Source organism: Shewanella sp. 4_MG-2023, assembly GCF_030548015.1.
Lineage (GTDB): Bacteria > Pseudomonadota > Gammaproteobacteria > Enterobacterales > Shewanellaceae > Shewanella.
In genome coordinates this window covers 27,452-43,279 of the sequence record NZ_JAUORL010000020.1, presented here as the reverse complement: position 1 = coordinate 43,279, position 15,828 = coordinate 27,452, and the positions used below count along the sequence as shown (strand labels likewise).

Annotated in this window: 13 protein-coding genes; 6 read left to right on the top strand and 7 right to left on the bottom strand. The window is 41.0% G+C overall.

Annotated elements, in window-relative coordinates; translation table 11 throughout:
- Window positions 1–27: 27 nt before the first annotated feature.
- The 4 genes from Q4546_RS12295 (at window position 28) to Q4546_RS12280 (ending at window position 6,096) form a co-directional block, all read left to right on the top strand.
- Window positions 28–774 carry an SDR family oxidoreductase gene (locus Q4546_RS12295; protein WP_102440322.1) on the top strand — a complete coding sequence of 249 codons (747 nt, stop codon included), beginning with the start codon at window positions 28–30 and terminating at the stop codon, window positions 772–774.
- Between the two features lie 257 nt (window positions 775–1,031).
- Window positions 1,032–2,207 carry a BamA/TamA family outer membrane protein gene (locus tag Q4546_RS12290; RefSeq protein ID WP_102440321.1) on the top strand — a complete coding sequence of 392 codons (1,176 nt, stop codon included), beginning with the start codon at window positions 1,032–1,034 and terminating at the stop codon, window positions 2,205–2,207.
- 1,193 nt (window positions 2,208–3,400) lie between these two features.
- Window positions 3,401–5,545, top strand: coding sequence for a bifunctional 2',3'-cyclic-nucleotide 2'-phosphodiesterase/3'-nucleotidase (locus tag Q4546_RS12285; protein WP_303446352.1), 2,145 nt, complete (start codon window positions 3,401–3,403; stop codon window positions 5,543–5,545).
- A gap of 251 nt (window positions 5,546–5,796) precedes the next feature.
- On the top strand, window positions 5,797–6,096 hold the full coding sequence (locus Q4546_RS12280) for a DUF3144 domain-containing protein (RefSeq protein WP_102475801.1): 300 nt from the start codon (window positions 5,797–5,799) through the stop codon (window positions 6,094–6,096).
- Window positions 6,097–6,408: 312 nt separating this feature from the next.
- Here Q4546_RS12280 and Q4546_RS12275 read toward each other — a convergent pair whose 3' ends face one another.
- From Q4546_RS12275 to Q4546_RS12255, 5 genes are all read right to left on the bottom strand, one after another.
- A complete protein-coding gene (locus Q4546_RS12275) occupies window positions 6,409–7,587 on the bottom strand; it encodes a winged helix-turn-helix domain-containing protein (protein ID WP_102440318.1) in 1,179 nt (392 codons plus the stop codon).
- Window positions 7,588–7,729: 142 nt separating this feature from the next.
- Window positions 7,730–10,000, bottom strand: a complete 2,271-nt coding sequence (locus Q4546_RS12270; RefSeq protein WP_303446351.1) for a cytochrome C — start codon at window positions 9,998–10,000, stop codon at window positions 7,730–7,732.
- A 308-nt stretch (window positions 10,001–10,308) separates the two neighbouring features.
- The gene (locus Q4546_RS12265; RefSeq protein ID WP_303446350.1) at window positions 10,309–10,974 is read right to left on the bottom strand and encodes a hypothetical protein; all 666 of its coding nucleotides are present in this window, start codon (window positions 10,972–10,974) and stop codon (window positions 10,309–10,311) included.
- Window positions 10,975–11,022: 48 nt separating this feature from the next.
- A complete protein-coding gene (locus Q4546_RS12260) occupies window positions 11,023–11,718 on the bottom strand; it encodes a HupE/UreJ family protein (RefSeq protein WP_303446349.1) in 696 nt (231 codons plus the stop codon).
- A 161-nt stretch (window positions 11,719–11,879) separates the two neighbouring features.
- The gene (locus Q4546_RS12255) at window positions 11,880–12,278 is read right to left on the bottom strand and encodes a hypothetical protein (RefSeq protein WP_102519723.1); all 399 of its coding nucleotides are present in this window, start codon (window positions 12,276–12,278) and stop codon (window positions 11,880–11,882) included.
- Between the two features lie 229 nt (window positions 12,279–12,507).
- Between Q4546_RS12255 and Q4546_RS12250 the strand changes: the two genes are divergently transcribed.
- Both Q4546_RS12250 and Q4546_RS12245 read left to right on the top strand, forming a co-directional pair.
- Window positions 12,508–13,104: a TetR/AcrR family transcriptional regulator gene (locus Q4546_RS12250; RefSeq protein ID WP_102440316.1), complete on the top strand. Its 597-nt coding sequence runs from the start codon at window positions 12,508–12,510 to the stop codon at window positions 13,102–13,104.
- A 97-nt stretch (window positions 13,105–13,201) separates the two neighbouring features.
- Window positions 13,202–13,891 carry a haloacid dehalogenase type II gene (locus tag Q4546_RS12245; RefSeq protein WP_102530826.1) on the top strand — a complete coding sequence of 230 codons (690 nt, stop codon included), beginning with the start codon at window positions 13,202–13,204 and terminating at the stop codon, window positions 13,889–13,891.
- A gap of 173 nt (window positions 13,892–14,064) precedes the next feature.
- Here Q4546_RS12245 and Q4546_RS12240 read toward each other — a convergent pair whose 3' ends face one another.
- Both Q4546_RS12240 and Q4546_RS12235 read right to left on the bottom strand, forming a co-directional pair.
- The gene (locus Q4546_RS12240) at window positions 14,065–14,721 is read right to left on the bottom strand and encodes a DsbA family oxidoreductase (protein ID WP_102530827.1); all 657 of its coding nucleotides are present in this window, start codon (window positions 14,719–14,721) and stop codon (window positions 14,065–14,067) included.
- A gap of 196 nt (window positions 14,722–14,917) precedes the next feature.
- On the bottom strand, window positions 14,918–15,466 hold the full coding sequence (locus Q4546_RS12235) for a carboxymuconolactone decarboxylase family protein (protein ID WP_102440313.1): 549 nt from the start codon (window positions 15,464–15,466) through the stop codon (window positions 14,918–14,920).
- Between the last annotated feature and the right edge of the window lie 362 nt (window positions 15,467–15,828).

Below are 15,828 nucleotides of genomic sequence, written 5' to 3'. Positions count from 1 at the left end.
ATAACTCATCATAAAATGGATAATAAGATGCGAAAAAATATTTTGATCACCGGGGCAAGTTCGGGTTTAGGTCGAGGAATGGCCATTGAATTTGCAAAACAGGGATCTAACTTAGCACTGTGTGCGCGCCGAATGGATAGGTTAGTTGAGCTCAAGGCTGAGCTAGAACAAATTAACCCGCAAATTAACGTGCTGATAAAAGCCTTAGACGTGAATGATCATGAGGCTGTTTTTAGCGTTTTTGATCAATTTAACGCTGAAATGGGGCCGTTAGACCGCATTATTATTAATGCGGGCATGGGCAAAGGTGCTTCTATTGGTACTGGGTATTTTCATGCCAATAAGCAAACCGCAGAAACCAATTTTATTGCCGCACTTGCACAAGCTGAGGCGGCAATGGCTATCTTTAGGGCTCAAAATTCAGGGCATTTAGTCACCATATCATCAGTCAGTGCAGTACGTGGTTTTAGACGGGCAATGACAGTTTACGCAGCCACTAAAGCAGCGCTAACATCTCTTAGTGAAGGCATACGTATTGATGTAATGAATACGCCGATAAAAGTAAGCTGTATTCACCCTGGTTTTATTCAAAGTGAGATCAATGAAGGGGTTGAAAAAATCCCCTTTATTGTCGATACCGAAACCGGTTGTAAGGCGTTAGTAAAAGCGATTAATAAAGAAAAAGCCAACGCTTTTGTGCCAGGTTGGCCATGGGCAATATTGCATTGGGCATTACGGATTGCACCTGTGAGTGTTATCAGAAAAATGAGTTAAATCATTTGCTTAAATTAGAATTAGAATTGGCCTATTTATCCTGTGATAGATAGGCTTTTTTGTATTCACACTGCACTGAACCTTAGTTGTGATGGGATTGAATGGTTAGATCCTTCAACAGTGAGTCGAAAAACTGCTTTAATTAAGTCATAATTTTTATCGTTAATGCTGCTGAGTTTTATTGTGCTAACCCATATTGGTATTTTTGGGGACGGCCGATTCAGTACTGGTACTCTTTTTACTTGGTTAGGTACTTCATGTTTAAAAAAATCTCATTATGCATTTTAGCTATGGCTTCTTGGCAAGCATCTGCTGAACAGTCTTATTTTTTTGACCAGCAAGATGGCCAATTTGATCTTGGCTATCACCTCGCTGAAAATGCCTATGGTTTTTTACCGGTTCCTATTTTAATTACTGAGCCTGCAGTTGGTGCTGGTGGTGGTTTGATGGGCTTGTTTTTGCACGAAACCGATGAAGAAAAAGAACTACGTAAACAAAAAGCCCTTGAGTCTATTGATGGCGGCGCCCAGTTAATTCCTGCAGCAATGACCTTGGTGGGCGGCGGCGCGACAGCCAATGGTACTTGGTTTGCTTTTGCGGGGCACCGTCATTCTTGGTTAAACGATAGTATTCGTTATACCGGCGGCGCAGGTGCTGCTAAGGCGAATTTAGATATTTATACTAATTTAGGTGGCTTACTACCTGAAGGGAAAAACCTCAAATTTGATACCACTACCGAAGCTTACTTTGCGATGCAAAAACTGCAGTTTAGAGTGGCTGATACGCCATTATTGTTGGGCTTAAAACAGCTATGGTCAGTGTCCAGTGTCTCATCATCAAACGCTGTAGTTGATTGGTTTTTGCAAACCGCACTGGGTGATAAACATACCACCTCAGGTCTTGGTTTGGTGGCCGAGTATGACACTCGAGATAATATGTTTTTCCCGAAAAAGGGTTACATTTTATCGGCTGAATACATGTTATATGATGAGGCGTTAGGTTCTGACAGTCATTACGGTACCTTAGATACCAGTGGCGAGTTTTATTTCCCTATTGCTAAAAAGTGGACCTTTGCGGTCGCTGCTAGTTATCAGGAATTGTATGAGAAAGACACCAGCCTTTCACCTACCACTAAGCCTTATGTTGATCTTCGTGGTGTATCAGCATTTCGATATCAAGGTGATCAAGTCGGCACCTTACAAGCGCAGTTGATGTATCACATAGATCACCGCTGGACGGTATCGACCTTTTACGGTTACGGCCAAACAGAGACAGAGACGGAATCAATACAAGACAGCAGCGACTCCGTTAATGCTTATGGTGTTGGCTTTCGCTATCAAATTGCCAGACGTTACGGCATTCATATGGGAGTGGATGTCGCCGCCAGTGAAGAGGAGCGGGCATTGTATTTTAACCTAGGCTCGGGCTTTTAATCGTCAATCAGACACTTAAGCACATATTAATTGGCAATCAGTTTATATGTGCTCTTACCTTTATAAGTACTATTGAATTCAGTAGTAGTCAATATCATCTACCAGGGACTTAGTTATAATTCTTACACTTTTAATTAAGCACTTTTCGATAATAAAATTATATTTAACTGATAATTGATTACACTGTTTATATTGGGTTGTCTCTATGTCTGTATTTTACAAATAGTGTTGCTATTTTATCTTTGCTTATGTCTTTATTAACAATCTAATCATTTTGTAACTGCTGTAGGTTATTAATAATTAGGGTTTGATTAATTTAAGAAACTATTTTTATTAATTGCCATTTAATTTGTTGGTAATTTAAAGTGTCGCGGCGAGGCTTAAGATGTTTATTTGTTGTTGCTCAGGTGTTTGTTTGCGGCTTGATTGGTGTTTACTTTGTGAGAAGCACTTGTTGCAGCCAGGTTTTTAATTTAAATTTTCAAAACTAATTTTATATTTATAATGTTATCAGTAGCAGTAGGTGAGTAGTACTGAATTGTTTTCTATTTTGGTCAGATTTGAAATTTATTGATCATTTCAAGAACAAGTGTCATTTCAATTGACTGGGACATAAGCTCTACCAATCATCACAATCATAAAAGCTAAGGTTTTGTAATTAAACATGGTGCCAAAGGCTAGAGTAAAATAGAGGTCTGAAATTTTGGTTTTATCTTATCTGTCTGTACTTTAATTATTTTATGTTTTTGATTGTGGCAGTGTCTTGCTGTCGAAACAATTCAGAGTGTTGTTTTTTATTCATATCTTGAGGGATATTTTTTATCCTAAGAGATACTTGTTGAATATATGTGCTGTTTTTATATTAACTGAAATATTTATGAGGGGTAAGTTAAGACTTAAGGTTTTTAGCCGTGAGTCTTAAGCTTGTTTTTCAAACTATATCTGTAATTTTTATTTTTACGTTTGTTGCTTGTTTTCTGCGTTGTTATTTTTTTGACTTTAAATTCAAAGCTGTTTTTTTGTTTTTATTGTTGTTTGAAATAAAATCTTCACTTTACTTATTTGTATGTTTTATTTAATTTACTCCCGCCTTTACTGATGCTGAATATATCACTTGAGATTAATTGACCAATCTTAATCTGTGGCAATAATTCGGCATACAGACATAAATAAAATAATTATCTGGAATAAATATGAAATTGAATGCTAAGAAACTTCTGCTTGCTACCAGTGTTGCAGCAGTACTTACAGGTTGTAATAGCTCATCAGACGATAAACCAAAAGACGATACCATTAGCATGGAAGTTCGTTTGATGGAAACCACAGATATTCATACCAATGTAATGCCATACAATTACTTCGAGAGCGCAGATCACAACGAAAACAATCTGCCTGAATGGGGCTTAGCGCGTACTTCTTTAGTGATTGCTGAAACGCGTGAAGAAGTCGCCAATAGCATGTTATTTGATAATGGCGATTTAATCCAAGGTAGCCCAATGGGCGACTACATGGCAGCGCTAGGTGCTGAGCATCTTAAAGGTGAAAAGCATCCGGTTTACAAAGCGATGAACTATTTAGAATATGATGCAGCTAACTTAGGTAACCATGAGTTCAACTATGGCCTTGAATACCTAGATGAAGCGCTTAAAGGTTCAGATTTCCCTTATGTTAGCTCAAACGTATGGAAAGCTGATAGCTCGCTTGAAAAAGTCAGCAATGCAGCAGATGAATGTGAAGTACGCATTACTGAAGATTTTTATGACACCGCAGAAAATATGTATAACCCATATGTCATTTTAGACCGTGAGTTTATTGCCGAAAATGGTGAATCATACAATGTTAAAGTCGGTGTCATTGGCTTTACACCACCAGATATTATGGGCTGGGATGCTTCGCATCTAGTGTGTAATGTGATGGTTTCAGATATCAAGAAAACCGCTGAACATTTTGTGCCTATGATGAAGGCTGAAGGTGCAGACGTTATTGTTGCTATCCCGCATTCAGGCTTGAACGATAATGAAGATGAATTTGCTGAAAACGCAACATTGCATCTAGCTTATGTTGACGGTGTTGATGCCATCATGTTTGGTCACGACCATCGCGAGTTCCCGAATCAAACTGATGAATACGGCGATATCCCAGGGGTTAATCCTGAACTGGGTTTAATTAATGGTATTCCTGCCATCATGCCAGGTTTCTGGGGTGCTAAGTTGGGTGTTATTGACCTAAAACTTAAATCTAGCGATGACGGCGAGACATGGACTGTTGACCATTCTCACTCTACAACCGAGCTGCGCTCATTGGTGCCAAATGAGTCTGATGTCATCATCGAAGACTTAGTGGTTACTGAGCACGAAGGCACAGTTAAATACATGTCAAAAACGATTGCTGAAATCGATGTGAACATGAACAGCTTTTTCCCGCAAGTGGTACCAGATTTATCCATGCAAGTGGTAAACCAAGCACAGCTTCATCAACTGAATAAATGGAAAGCGGAAGGTGAGTTTGCTGATGCATCTGCAGACGCCATCTTCATGTCTGTGTCTGCACCATTTAAATCTGGTCGTAATGGCGGAGCTGATTACACCAACATTCAAACCGGTGAACTAACTAACGCTTCAGTTGCTGATATCTATGTATTTGATAACAATACCCCAGCGGTCTTAAAAATGACCGGTGCGGATATGAAAAACTGGATTGAGTGGGTTAACTCTAATGCTTACCGCAGCCTACCATTGGCAGAGGGTGAGACTTTCCTAGTTGAAGGCTTCCCTGGTTATAACTTCGATGCGTTCTATGCTGGCTTTAATGAATCTGGCGAAGGCATGCTTAAGTACACAATCAACGTTGAAAACGAATCAAAGTACACCAACATTAATGGTTTCAGCTACACAGAAACTGACAATGAGCAGTTGACTAGCCTGACCTATAACGGTACTGACATTGCTGATGACGCAGAAATCTATGTGATTACCAATAGCTACCGTGCATCAAATTCAGATATGCCAGGTGTTGATAACGCTGAGCTTGTTAAAGATGAAGCGGCATTTAACAACCGTGAATTGGTGCAGTCCTATTTGGCTGATCGTTTAGCAGAGCAAGAAGGTGATAGTAAATTAGCGTTCCCAAATGCTGAAGTGTTTGAGCTTATTGCGCCAAATACTACTAGCGTGTCATTTGCTTCTGCAAAGCTTGAAGAAGGCTTCCGTTGTGCGACCAATGAAATTACTGGTCTTTCAACTGAGCAGGAAGATGGGACTAAAGAAGGTACTGAAGGTTTCACTATTTACAACTTTAACTTCGATTACAGCGGTGAATTTAACTGTAAAGCGAAGTAAGTTTACAGTGCAATGAAATTTAGCTGCGGCTTATATTTCATATAACACTAAAATCCTACTTAGTAATAAGTAGGATTTTTCATGTGTTAAATTTGGTGAGTTATCGACAAATTGATGCTGCTCACAGTTACGGAGCATCATTATTGCAGAGTGTGAACCACCTTAAGGTTTACCAGCGTAAAAGCACGTAGGTTATTACCATTGCTATTTTACTTTGCCGCTACAGGCAACTTTCAGTACAAGGATCTATCATGTTTGATTCAAAACCAGATAAAGCTTTTTTCGATCGCGCTAGTCAGTTTATTAATGTTGCTAATGAGTTTAATCAAAATCCCAAGGTAAAAACGGGTGAAGTAAGCGCTTCATTCATGTATTCCTTAACCCGCTACAATGCTTGGTTTGCTTCTACTGGTTTTGATAATGCCGAAGAGATGCAGCAGAAAAAAGCTGACATGGTGGCCTATTACACTGAAGAGTACCGCAAGTTGTTAGAAGGCAACATGGAAGATTACATCCAAAACTTTGACCATTACCGTAAAACGCAAAAGTAAACCTGTTGCTGCACAGCGCAAGATTATGATTTAAAAAATCCACTATTAGAGTATCGTTAAGATAATCGACAGTGGATTTTTTTATCGTTAATTATCTTGGTGTTGACGATTAAGCCCTATCAAGTGTCTCATTTTATACTCCGAGTAATGTTAATTACCCCGGCAACAACGGCATCGCAGTTTTGTTTCTAATAGAAACGGGCAAGACAAGATGACCAAGTTCCTATATCGCGTTGTGCTTAGCCGTACTGAGTACTCTGCAACCTGCAATCATCAACACTCAACAATGTGAAATGGGCTCATCAATAGGTGCTATAGCGCTAATTGTTGCCGATGCAGCCATGCTACCGGATTGCCTAACAGTGGTAACTGCCATACACCATAATGCTCATCATCTTGTAGGCGGTAGTAGCGAATATCATTATCGAACAATAGGCTGCGGCGCAACGAGCTGTAGAAAGTGAACAGTTCGCCTTGTTTTCCTAAATGTTGATCTGGAGTGAGGTGTTGATGGTCAACGGTCATGAAAAATACACTTATGTTGTGACCTTCTTGCTCTATTTGTTGCTCATTAAATTGATAACGAGCTTGAAACTGTATCGATGCCCCATCGCAATTTAACAGGCTAATACAGGCATCAACCGTCATAATACCTGCTTTGTCTTCGTTGTAGAGCAAGGCCATCCTAAAATCGACTCTTACGATGTCACCAGATTCAGTCGGATAATAAATATAATTATTATAATGTTGCTCGGTTAATTCAGTTGTTTGTACAGCCGCTTTGGGTAAGGTTAATTGATTTCTGGACGGCGTGGTGGTGAGCTGTATCTTTTGCGTCAGCTGCTGTAGTTGTACTGCAGATATTAAGGCGTTATGGCTAACGGTATTGAGCAAGCCTGTTTGAGCGCAATCACCTTCTGGGCACATTGCTAAACTGTAGTAATGATTGTGTTGTCCTAGCCATTGGGGCTGGGATGGATTAATGATGGGCAGCGGCAATGAATCACAGTGATCTTCTGAGGTCGCCTCAATGACTGCTGTTAATGGATGTTGTTGGCATAACGTAAAAGGCAGGTTTACTGAGGACGGTTGCCATTGTCTATACCCTATAACGGCGATAATGATACTCAAAAATATCAATATAACCATAGCTTTGATGGTTAGGGTTGTACGGGGATTTTTGTTTTGCTTTGTGGCCTGTGGCGCGTTTAATGCGTAACCATGACGCGGAATGGTTTTAAGCTCTATTGACTCATCGCTGGCAAGCTTTCGTCTTAAGGTACTGATGCATTGATTGAGAGATGCATCAGTCGCATTGCGGTTAGGCCAACCAGCTGATTGTAAATCGGTTTTAGTGGCAACACCTTCAGCCAGTATTAAATGTTTTAATACTGCATTTTCTGAAAACGATAATGAGTGCTGCTCACCTGTTCTAGCATCCGTCAGGGTTTGTTTGTCAGAATCGAATAGCAAGTTGGCCAGCAACAACATGAAAATTCCTGAGTGGTTAAGAAGAGATATAATATAGCGGAATGTGGTTGATGTTGATGTGAAAGTGGTCAAATAATTTGACCTTCCTCAAATAAAAAGGGGCATAAATGCCCCTTTGAGAGAGTGATGATGAATTTGGGGATTAATTCAATTTATGCTGTTGTTTGAGTTTGTCTAATTTATGGCAAGTCACACAGGATTCTGTTTCCAGTTCATCCTTAGGGACACCAAAACGACCGCCATTTTGCTCCATATGCGCACGTACATGGGGCTTAATTACCATGGTATTGCTGTCTTCGTCATACCGCTTGGCATGGCATGAATAACAAGTTGCCGACACTGGGCTCACATAAGCATCGACGTTAACATCAGTGGCCGGATATGCTCTGCTATCAGGATCATAAGTCAGATCCAATGCTAAGGGTTTGCCTTCTTCAGTTAAACGCTCTGCACCAAAAGTGTCACCTTCATGACAACGGTAACAGTTGGCTTGGTTAGCGGGGTAATTTACTGAGCGGATCCAATCCGGTTGTTTCTGAGTTGCCCGCTGGTTGTTATGTAATGAATGCATCCAGATTTTATGATCTGGGTGACTCACAACGAGTTGCTCAACAAAGTCTTTGTCACCTTGCACAGTATGACGTTCGCGAATGGCTTGGGTCGGCGGAGTATTGGGATTATGACATGCGACACACGCATCAACGATATCAGCAGTTGAGGTGCCGTAGCCTTTACCGCGAGGTATCATAGGCTTAAATGCAATAGCTTCTTCACCATCATTACCGGAGAAACAGGTCGTATTCGCCAGCTCAAGATTTGATTCGGTCTTACGAGAGTGACAACCACGGCAATTTAGCTCGGTAGTATCCGTTTCTTCATTGTAACCATGACAAGAACCGCAATTTTTGTTTGACACAATTGGGCGACGTTTAATTTCATCACGCAGGCCATAGGCATCAAAGAACCAACGTTTGTTATAAGTAGCATTGCTCTTAACGCCTTCGGCACCACAGGTCGCTGCTTGACCTAAATCATCCGTACAGAAAAAGACTCGATTCGAGATAAAGCCATAATTGTCTGAGGTGTCACCTGCAAAGGTATCATTCATCTCAATTGGCCCGACCCGGTAAACAAGGTTGCCATCAACTAATGCATGCACAGGCGTTAAGGGGCGTAATCCGCTTTGCTCTGACGTCATTCGCTTGGTGGTTTTACCGTAAACGGTATAGCCGCGGCCTTGTCCCATGTGACCAGCAAGCCCTATACCGTCTTGTTGCCCTTGGGTGAAATTAACATCAATGCCCCAGTTTACGTACAACTCAAGCCCGGTTAAATAATCCCAATCTTTTGCTTCTGTGCTAGTAAAAGGCAGCGCTTGGCCTTGTTGATCTTCAAGTCCAACCACGATTTCTGCAAATGATTCACCTTCAACATCAACAATCTTCGCATCGCTAATGTTGACATTCATTAGGCTGCGGCCAGCGATACCGGCATCGGCTTTGCCTCGGTGTTTATCATAGACATGCTCGGCACTATGGCAGCTTGAGCATTGGCTGTTATCACTCATACCGCTATGATCGATGTTGGCTTCTTCTAAGTTATGACAACTAGAGCAATTTTCACGAGTTGGCATTGTTTGCCAGTTTAACGCTTCAGTGTGTTCGGTTGTTTCTTCATCGTTGTGACAAGCTAAACAGTTACCAACGGTCTCAGAGCTAACACCAATATGAGCTTGATGAGCAATGATAGGCCATGTTTTATCATCATCGACTCTGCCTGCTGAGTGGCAAGTGGCACAGTTTTCTAGGCTATCACCGCCATGTTTAATGCTGGCAATGTCTTCATGACAGCTTAAACATGTTTGACTATCGACAATATTACGGGTGAACGATAGCTCAGAACCATCGACCATGTAATCAGTGTTTTGATATGTGGTCGGCACTAACTCAGTGCCATTTACGCGGAGGATAACGCGTTGGGGTAAACTTGCATCATAGCCATTTGGAAAGTAACTGCTATCGGCTAGGTTGGTACCCATTGTGTATTGGTATTGGCCGTTAGCAAAGTCGGTTAGCTCTCCTGGGCACTCTTCATTGCAGGTTTCGTTGAGCAGGTATTGCCAAGCAGAGCTATCACCATTAATTGGTGCGAGTAACTGAGCGGCTTCAACTCTAATGCTGTTAATTTTTGTGACAGGCGTCCCTTGTTCATTTTCAGCAGAGAATTTAAGGGTAATATTACCTTCAGAGACAGAAATATCTTCAATATCGAGGGATAAAACCTTCGCTGAAGGGCTGCTAGGTGGTGGTGAAATACCGTCTTCACCATCACGCCCATCGTTACCACACCCTGCCATAACAAGAGCGGCTAGTGACATGCTATATGCCCATATGTGCTTTTTATTGTTCATCATGATCATCTTAATTTTAGGAATATTAGTATTGCTTCCGCCGAGGACATTAGCTAAAGATGCGCAGATTTGATGAGTGAACTGTTTTAAAAATAGAGTTTTTTAGAGGGTTTGGCCTGATTTTAGATATTTTTAGCTTTTTTAACTGAAGCTGCTGGTAGTTTGGCTTTGAAAGTGGGGCATTCTAATAAATAAAATCCACTATCAGAGTATCGTTAAGATAATCGACAGTGGATTTTTTCTGATTTAGTTTTTTGATTTAGTTTGATGACTCATCACCACTAACCATTAACCACTAACCATTAAGCCAATCAGCCTTTAATGTTATAGGCCCCAGTCGTGTTGAGTACCACGGTAATGGCAGCATCGCTGGTGTTTTTCCAATACCAACCATGGGCACCTGCAAAAGGGGTGGTTAATGAGCCAGTCACTTTATTTGCAGTACTAATGTTGTAGCTTTCATAATAGCCAGTGGTATCGCCTTGGGGCTCACCGTGAAAGTCAAAAAACAACGGGGCTTCATCAAGGGTGTGCCATTGATAGGTTAAATGAGTAAATTGATTGAGCAGTAATTTATATTCCAAGCCTTTGCCTGCAGGAATAACCACATTGACGCTATCCGATCTTACCGCTGACGTTTTTCGGGCTTGTTTAATGTCGGCAACTAAGGGCGCGGTGACAATGACTAATTCTGCACTCTCAATACCATCTACACTTTCTTCATTAATCACACTTCCTGCATTTTCAACAGTCCCTATTTCAGCTGCTTGAGCTATTTGGGTTAACCCTAAGGCTGTGCCAATACCGGTCGGGTCGATATTGTATTCAGCAGGTAATATGGCTGTGAGCAGTACAATCGCGGCAATAACACCTGCAGCGATACTGGCTTCAATAAGCGTTGCTGTGGAGTGTACAGGAATAGTTATGGGGTGCACCGGAATAGCTATTGGCTGCAACTGTTGTTCATTCTTGTTCATGTTTGTTCCTTAAAAAATGCGGTAAATGATGATGCATATTCCGGCTGATTAATTGATAAAATAGCCAGTTAATTGAAAGCCCACTAACATTAAGCCGCTGCTCATTAGCAAGGTATTGGCGGCGGTAGAAAACTGCAGGTAGCTTCTATGACGTCGCCATAAACTCATCAAAATAAGCACTAAGCCCAACGCCAGAAACTGTCCGATTTCAACACCGACATTAAAGGCGATGATGTTGGCAACAAGTCCATCGCTGGGCAGCTGAAACTCTTGGATCTTGGTGGCTAAACCAAAGCCGTGAAACAGTCCAAAGATCATCACTGCAACCTTGGTATTAGGTTGAAAACCGAATAGGCGTTTAAAGCCGCCGAGATTATCAAAGCCTTTGTACACAATTGAAAATCCAATAATGGCATCGATAAGATAAGCATTAATCTGCACATCATTTAGCACCCCAAATAACAGGGTGACACTGTGGCCGATGGTGAATAAACTGACGTAAATCAGCACATCTTTAGTGCGAAACAGAAAGAAAATCACCCCGACGAGAAACAGTAAATGGTCGTATCCAGTGACCATGTGTTTAGCGCCAATGTAAATGAAAGGGAAGATGGAAACGCCCTGATTTAAGGTAAGAAATTGCCGAGTGTCTTTATCAACACCATGGGCAAATAAAGAAAATGAAGCGAAAAGCCCCATGAATATCACCACCATTTTTATGGCAGTGGCCAGTGGTTGGCTCATTGTTGTAACTCCAATAAGTCACGCACAAATGCGCGTTATAAATATCGCTTTACGACTGAGCTCAATCATTGAAGCTCTGCTGAAATAACTCAGTTTGGCCTTGATGAATGCGCAGTCAGTTAAATCACTCTTATTACGAATATGATTATAAAGTCGCTGACTTATTGATGTGGTGGAGGTATAGGGGGAGCAAATTGGTAACTTTGATAATCTATTGGATTATCTGAAAGGGTATTGGTATGGGCAAATTCAGCGACAAATATGGATTCGAATGGTGGATGAGCCGCAGAGAGTGACTGATTAGCATGTTCATGATCAGCAGCGGACTTATCAGGGTTATTCGCTGCTAATATTTCTGCCTGTGATTCAGTGGCATTAAAGGTTTTTTTAAGTGTATTTTCAGCCTCTTGGTAAGGATGAGAGTGCTGTGATAAATCTGCATGGTGATGGGCAAGCACGATACCTGATGGATGTTCTCCGTGAGGGTATTGCACTGAGAATGCCGTACTAATAGTAAATAACTGACACAGCAATACCACTAACACTATTGATAGTGTCATAGGGGATAATGGCCTAGATGAAGATTGCAGTTTAGCCTGATCGTTATTGAAGTTCAGTTGTTTAAGCCTTGGCACCAAGTTGCGTCATTTATTAAGGTGATTAAATCAGATAAACCTTAAAACTACTAGAGCTGCAATTATTGGTCATCGCCAGTAAGGCAAACTAGACTTGAACAGTCGTTCATTGTAAAATTGAGCAATCGTTCAATATAGATCTGAGACTAAGATTATGACTAAAGCAGCCAAATTTAATCGTGAGGAAACGATTCAAAAAGCGGCCAACCTATATTGGCAAAAAGGTTTTCACGCGACTTCAATGCGTAACCTGCAAGAAGTAATCGATTTACGCCCTGGTAGTATTTATGCCAGCTTTGGCAGCAAAGAAGGCTTGTTTAAAGAGGCCTTACAATACTATGCGCAAACGGGTGTTGAGATGTTAGCCCAGTGCCGTATTGATGCTGGCTCGCCCCTTAGGGCGTTAAAACTGTTTATTGAGCGCTCAGTGTTAGCCAACAAATCAACCGTGCCAAGTGGTATGTGTATGCTGGTTAAAACTGTGGCAGAATTAACCACAGACAATGCCGATTTATTAGCTGAAGCTAAAAGTGCCTTAGGGATGGTTGAGGCTGAATTTGCCGCACTACTCACTGAAGCGCAGCAGTTAGGTGAGTTAGATACGACTCAAGATCCACAGGCGTTAGCACGTTTTATTCAAGTGCAGATAATTGGTATTCGTACTTATGCCCATGCCAATCAAGATGACGATACCATTCAAACTCTCATTGATGGTGTATTTGAAAGTTCGCAATTAATGCCTGGCCATTAAAAAGCGTTTGATTGTTGCAATGGCAATGCAGCGGCTAGGGACAAAGAGCACTAAAGTAAAACCTCTAAATAAATGATTTTATTTTTAAGGGATGAATATGGCTATTACACTGGCTTTTGATGTTTATGGCACGCTAATTAACACCCATGGGCTGTTGGCACAATTGCAAACGCTGGTGGGTGATAAAGCCTTTGGGTTCTCAACTACTTGGCGCGAGAAACAATTAGAGTATTCGTTTCGCAGAGGCTTGATGAACAATTATGTTCCTTTTAGTGAGTGTACCCGCCAAGCGCTAGATTATACCTGCCTGTATTATCAAATATCTTTATCTTCAAGCCAAAAACAAGCCTTACTAGAACGCTATAAAACCTTGCCAGCATTTGCAGAAGTAAAGCAAGGCTTGCTGGCATTTAAAGCCCAAGGTTATCGGTTATTTGCCTTTTCAAATGGTACTGCCAAAGCGGTTGAGCAATTATTGCAAACAGCAGGCCTTATTGAGTTATTTGAAGCGATAGTGAGCGCCGATGAGATCAATACCTTTAAGCCTAATCCGGCTATTTATCAGCATTTTTTGCAAGTGTCAGGCTCAGTCGCCAGTCAAACTTGGTTAATCTCCAGTAATTCTTTTGATGTGACGGGGGCTATATCGGCAGGGCTTAAAGCAGCTTGGGTTAAGCGATCACCAACGGCGATATTTGACCCTTGGGAGATTCAGCCCAATGTGATCGCCACTGATTTACTAGCATTAGATAATATGATGAGCCAATTTGCGATTAAAGAGACTTAACGCCGCAGTGATAACATTTACCAAAGCTTATTTAGCAGTGAAGTTAATGAGCCGTGCTCTAAAAGCTTAAAGCAGAACGGGATAAATCCCATCAACAGCGGGTTCATAAACTAAAAAACGGATGATATTTATCATCCGTTTATTATGTCATCGGCTTTAAAAAAGTCTCACCATTAGTTACTTTCTAACTCTGCCAATAGTTGCGTCAGTACCTGTTTATATGACTCAACCGGATGAGCGCCGTTTAAGGCACTAGTGCGGTTAAATATAACCGTCGGTACCGAAGAAATCCCCGCAGCGGTCCATTGGTTTTTCTCAGCGCTGATATGCTCTCTGATGTCGGGGTTGTCTAATAATGCCATAGCCTCATCGACGTTAAGCCCAATAGCAGCTAGTTCATTGGCCAATACTGCTCTATCTGAGACATCTTTATGCTCAGTAAAGTAAGCGCTAAACAAACGTAATTTCAATTCAGTTTGTTTATCAAAACCTTTGGCGTAATCCAGCAATATATGAGCATCAAAGGTATTAACGATATGCATGTCGTCGCCAAAGTTAAACTCAAAATCGAATTCGGCGCCGCGCTGGGCAATATTTTCTCTGGCTTTGGCGCTATCTTCAGCACTTGAACCATATTTACGCGCCACATGTGCACGTAATTCTTCACCTTCTGCAGGCATATCAGGATTGAGCTCAAAAGGTTGCCACTCAAGTTCAACTTTGTCTTCTATCCCCAGCTCTTTAATGGCTTGCTGCAAACTCTTGTAACCGACCACACACCATGGACAAACTACATCTGAAACGATATCGAGTTTAATTTTATCTGACATATTACACCTGCCTTGCTATGTGATTTTGGACTTATGCTTTTCTTGGGTTTGTACTTAGGTTTGTACTTAGGTTTGAACTTAGGTTCGAATTTAGAATTGTACTTGGATTTAGCTTTGAAAATGATTAAAGCTGATAATTATCAGCTTTAATGTTAACCGTAAACGTCTTACTTATTGGTGAGCGCTGAATTAGCGGCTACTTTTCCCAAGCAAATTGTTGAAAAGGCTTATCCACCGGAGTATGAGCAACATGGTTTACGTAGTTGCTAATGACTTTTTGTGACAGACCTAAAACGATTTCCAGTAACTGTTGCTGACCATAACCTGCTGTAAAGAAGGCTTCCATTTCAGCATCAGATAACAAGCCACGGTTACGCACCATCAACAATGTGGTGTCATGTAGTGCTTGTAATTTAGCGGTTGGCATAGCGGTGCGATTTCTCAGTGCTTCAGTTAATGCGCCATCCACTTTCATCATATGGGCGATGCCAGTATGGGCTGGTACACAGTATGTACAACCATGTTCAACATTAATGGTTTGCCACACTACCGTTAATTCTTCGGCATTGAAAGATGAGCTTTCAAATAGGTTATGCAGTGTTTGATAGGCCTCAAAGGTATTCGGCGATTCAGCAAGCACTCCATGAAGATTGGGCACCATGCCAAAGCTTTTTAAAGACTGTTCTAACATCGTTTTACTTGCTTGTGGTGCAGACTCGATAGTGTGAATAGTAAATTTGCTCATGATGATGCTCCGAATTTGAATCTTCTTATAAATAATTTAGTTCAAGTCAGTTAGCTCTAGTAAAAAATAGGGGGTAACTTCATTGTGTGAAATAAATATAGACTTAATTGAACGATCGTTCAAGATTTATTTTGAACGATTGTTCAAAATAAAAAGTGTTTTGCGATTAATGCATTGAAAAAGCGTAGATTTAAGTTTAATTTCTCGACGTAATTGTTGAGTGATAGCCATTTTTTCTCAGGGCAAAGATAAGCATAAGGGCTTGAGGGAAGTTATTGATACTGAGCAATCGTAAACTTGAAGCTTATATCAACTATTAGGCGGCGACTTTGATTGGATTCAGTTTGGCAGCAAGCTATGAT

Excerpts from the sequence above, each read along its gene's own strand:
- Q4546_RS12280 (WP_102475801.1), top strand. The coding sequence starts at position 5,797 with ATGTTTGATTCAAAACCAGATAAAGCTTTTTTCGATCGCGCTAGTCAG.
- Q4546_RS12275 (WP_102440318.1), bottom strand. The coding sequence starts at position 7,587 with ATGTTGTTGCTGGCCAACTTGCTATTCGATTCTGACAAACAAACCCTG.
- Q4546_RS12235 (WP_102440313.1), bottom strand. The coding sequence starts at position 15,466 with ATGAGCAAATTTACTATTCACACTATCGAGTCTGCACCACAAGCAAGT.
- Q4546_RS12270 (WP_303446351.1), bottom strand. The coding sequence starts at position 10,000 with ATGATGAACAATAAAAAGCACATATGGGCATATAGCATGTCACTAGCC.
- Q4546_RS12285 (WP_303446352.1), top strand. The coding sequence starts at position 3,401 with ATGAAATTGAATGCTAAGAAACTTCTGCTTGCTACCAGTGTTGCAGCA.
- Q4546_RS12255 (WP_102519723.1), bottom strand. The coding sequence starts at position 12,278 with ATGACACTATCAATAGTGTTAGTGGTATTGCTGTGTCAGTTATTTACT.
- Q4546_RS12245 (WP_102530826.1), top strand. The coding sequence starts at position 13,202 with ATGGCTATTACACTGGCTTTTGATGTTTATGGCACGCTAATTAACACC.
- Q4546_RS12295 (WP_102440322.1), top strand. The coding sequence starts at position 28 with ATGCGAAAAAATATTTTGATCACCGGGGCAAGTTCGGGTTTAGGTCGA.
- Q4546_RS12250 (WP_102440316.1), top strand. The coding sequence starts at position 12,508 with ATGACTAAAGCAGCCAAATTTAATCGTGAGGAAACGATTCAAAAAGCG.
- Q4546_RS12290 (WP_102440321.1), top strand. The coding sequence starts at position 1,032 with ATGTTTAAAAAAATCTCATTATGCATTTTAGCTATGGCTTCTTGGCAA.
- Q4546_RS12265 (WP_303446350.1), bottom strand. The coding sequence starts at position 10,974 with ATGAACAAGAATGAACAACAGTTGCAGCCAATAGCTATTCCGGTGCAC.
- Q4546_RS12260 (WP_303446349.1), bottom strand. The coding sequence starts at position 11,718 with ATGAGCCAACCACTGGCCACTGCCATAAAAATGGTGGTGATATTCATG.
- Q4546_RS12240 (WP_102530827.1), bottom strand. The coding sequence starts at position 14,721 with ATGTCAGATAAAATTAAACTCGATATCGTTTCAGATGTAGTTTGTCCA.